We start from the raw sequence: 3449 nt of genomic DNA, 5'->3' as shown, positions 1-3449 counted from the left end.
ATAACCTGAACATTGTCCAAGCTATTTTTTGTCTCTACTAAATTAACTAAAGAATACGATTACAATCTATTATAAGTATCTACAACTGAGATATCGTTTTGCGTAGATGTTAAAACGAGCGTCTGCTCATTCTCAATTCTAATTTCGTAAACAAGGTTGTTAGTTATGGTAAGCGTATTTATAGTAATAGTATACGTTTCTGTACTATTAGTTGTCATTTCGCAATCATCAGCAATTAGATTATAGGTTGCTATTATAGCTTCATCACTACTGTCGATGAATTCAATAGTACTCATTTTATCACAATCCGTTAATGTAATGGCTGTGCCATTTTCGGTCGAATTAATAAGTTCCCATTGACCATCAACAAAGGTTTCATTAATATTATCGATAAAAAAATCATCATCACTACATGATTGATTAAAAATAGCTATTACTAGGATAACTACGATTTGAATTGTTTTGCTCATTGTTTTAATTTTTTCGCCTTTATTTAGGCGTTAATTATATTTTGAGCAAAGGTACTAGGGCACTTAGGCTTGAGAGTCCCAAATAGTTATAACTGAACAATTATGGACACATTTTTCAACATTTTAAGAAATTTGATGGCTTTTTTTGAACTCAGAAGGTGTTAAACCCGTTTCTTTTTTAAAACCAGAATAAAATGCAGATTTAGAGTTATAGCCTGCTTCCAAACCAATGGCAAGCATACTGTATTTATTGAAATCGGTATTTAAAACCATCTGCTTTACGTCTTCAACACGATAATAATTAATATAGTCCGAAAAACTCTTTTTAGAATTATTATTTATCATCTGAGACAAATAACCAACACTTATGCCTAGTCTATTTGCCATATCGTTTCTACTTAATTTTGGATCTCTATATATATATTCATTTTCTAAAATGCTTACTAAGTCTTGCAGGTATTCATTGTCTTTGTCTTGAGTTAATTCCGTTTTTTTGTCCTTTATAGAAACTTCTATAGTTTCTGTTTTTACTTCTTTATCAATAAGTTTTCTTATTTCATATCGATTTCTAGCCAATCTAAATTTAAAAATTCCAATATAGCCCACCCAATAGAACAGCAAGTTTAAAATAAGCCAAAGAATAAAGTTGAAATCGTTGGGATATGCCTTTTCAACAACCTCTAGAGAAATCCATGTGATTATTATTGCCACATGAAAATAGAAAAACAGTTTAATCCATTTTAAACTATGGTTTACTAACGGATGTTCTGTATTCGTTTTTTTGAATAATAGCACATATGTAACCACCAGAATAATAATATTTAAGACAATAGAAAAGAAGTATTCTACTGTATAAAAAGGGGGAACCCAAGAAAGATCCTCAAGGCTATATAACTTAAAATGGGCGTGTCCTCCCACATGCAAATTAACAAGAACGGAGATGGAGAACGGTAAAAATAATAGTTTATACTTATTTTGTAATTTAAATTTAGGGTACAAAAACTTCACATAATAGAACAGAAGTGTAATGGGGAAGAGTAAAACGAGTTCAATGTCTTCAAAAATAGCAAATTTAGGAAACTCACTATACCAATGGTATTTAACTGCTAAGTATTGCACATTTGTTAATATTCCAATTAACATGCTAATTCCCAAATAAGTATTGGTAGAACTTTTGAAATATTTAGAAAAAAATATTGCCAAGGAAAATAGAACACCTTGCACTATGCCAATTACTATTATAAAATCAAGTATTTCGAGATTCATTTATTATTAAGATTCGAGAAGGTTCTAACGCATTAAAGCTAACGTTGATGTATATGAGCTGTGGCGTGTCTCGGCACAGACCTTTCCTGATAAAAACTGGCTTTGTAAAATCCTCAAGATTTTACAAGTGAGGACTGACCAAGCCATAGCTTATATACTGTGTTGTGCTTAGTTTTTTAATTCCAAATCTAATTGTTTTCCTTGGTCTTTTAATTTATTGTCCATCATTGTACCAATTGCTATTCCAACACCAAATCCGATTGGTATTCCAATTCCGATGAAAGCCATATTGCCTGTAATTGAGCCAATAACAACTCCTATTGGTACTCCAATTGCACCAATTCCCAAAGCTAACCAAATGTTTCTGTAATGGTTTTTGGTTGCTAATTTATGTTGTTTTTCGATTATTTTTAAAATTTTTGATTGAGCGCTTTTCAGTCGTTTAGAAAATTGATTATCCAAGACTGGAATAGAATTGATAGAATTAATGTTTTCATTTATTATAAGTACAACAGCATCATTTAACTCCTTATTACTCAATTCAGTAATTAGCTTTTGGAATTGAACATATTTTTTACTTAATCTACTATTTTGGTCAATTTTTGGTCTGTCGTTTAAATTTTGAATTTCCATTTCGTTACAATTTTAAAATATTATACTCTATCTACCATAGACATTGTATTAAGTACGCAATGAGCAATAATTAAAGGCCATAAATTTTTGCCAAATTTCACATAGGCTATTCCCATTATTAAGCCAATAAGACCAACTCTAATTGACCTGTCAGATAAATCATAAGAGTGCCTAAATCCAAAAATTAAGGCTTGTAGTATGACTGCAAGAATTGTGGCTATTGTGGTTTTTGAAAATAATTTCTCAAACCAATTTATTAAGAAACCTCTGTCTAATAACTCTTCTAACATCGATTCCAGTAAAACCGCTGGCATTATTGTAAAAAAGAGCAGCCAATTTCCTTTTAGGTTTCCAAATTTAGATGCTGAATTCTCAGAATAATTCTTTTGTTCTAATGAAAAGGGTAGATAATCTTTAATCATCTCAAAAGCCATTATTGAAAGAACAATAGCTATTAAAATACCAATGGTTACAAATAAAGATTTTTTATAGCTTTCAGGTTTTCGCAGTCCTAAATCTTTCCAAGTAACATTGCGAACTTTCATCCTCCAAGTTGCTACGGCAAAAGTAGTAAGCGACCAAAAAAGTCCATTTACTATAAAACCTACACTCGGAAAATAAATTTCCCTAATTAGAAACATTACTGAAATGTAAATAATGAGGTCGAATAAAAAACCTTTGTGATTAATGGGCTTTGTTATATCATAGGAAATTTGTTTCTCTTCGGTTGTCATTACTTTAATCCATATTCGGTTGGTATCTATATGACGACACACTCGGAAAAAGGTTACAAAATTTTATCATTTGTGTCATTGTAAATATTACTTAACTTAATGAAAGCAATGGTTTTCGGTGGTTTGTAATATTAAGCACAACGGTTCGGCTATGGTTAGTACTGGAATTAAAAGTAATGAACTTTCGATTAAGCACTTAGCCAAAACTGTTTATTTTGTTTTATATTTTTTTGTTATAAAGCCAAATCAAAAGATTTGGCGGACTTAGTTAAAAGCTCTAAACTTTGGGTTAAGCATCAAACCCGTATTAACTATAGCCATTGTTGTATGGCGTTGTGTGTCCTGG

4 protein-coding genes are annotated in these 3449 nt (G+C 30.8%); all 4 read right to left on the bottom strand.

The features are described from left to right. Positions 1 to 59: 59 nt before the first annotated feature. The gene (locus tag CXF67_RS08775) at positions 60 to 470 is read right to left on the bottom strand and encodes a lipocalin family protein (RefSeq protein WP_102088415.1); all 411 of its coding nucleotides are present in this window, start codon (positions 468 to 470) and stop codon (positions 60 to 62) included. 123 nt (positions 471 to 593) lie between these two features. Then, a complete protein-coding gene (locus tag CXF67_RS08770) occupies positions 594 to 1589 on the bottom strand; it encodes a helix-turn-helix domain-containing protein (protein ID WP_180957936.1) in 996 nt (331 codons plus the stop codon). A 315-nt stretch (positions 1590 to 1904) separates the two neighbouring features. Further along, positions 1905 to 2369, bottom strand: a complete 465-nt coding sequence (locus CXF67_RS08765) for a hypothetical protein (RefSeq protein ID WP_102088413.1) — start codon at positions 2367 to 2369, stop codon at positions 1905 to 1907. Positions 2370 to 2389: 20 nt separating this feature from the next. Next, on the bottom strand, positions 2390 to 3103 hold the full coding sequence (locus tag CXF67_RS08760) for a CPBP family intramembrane glutamic endopeptidase (RefSeq protein ID WP_102088412.1): 714 nt from the start codon (positions 3101 to 3103) through the stop codon (positions 2390 to 2392). Positions 3104 to 3449: the final 346 nt, after the last annotated feature.

It is taken from the genome of Psychroflexus sp. MES1-P1E (assembly GCF_002836055.1).
In the GTDB taxonomy this organism is placed as follows: Bacteria; Bacteroidota; Bacteroidia; order Flavobacteriales; family Flavobacteriaceae; genus Psychroflexus.
Note: the sequence above shows the minus strand (reverse complement) of the source record. Positions and strands in the feature narration are given on the sequence as shown.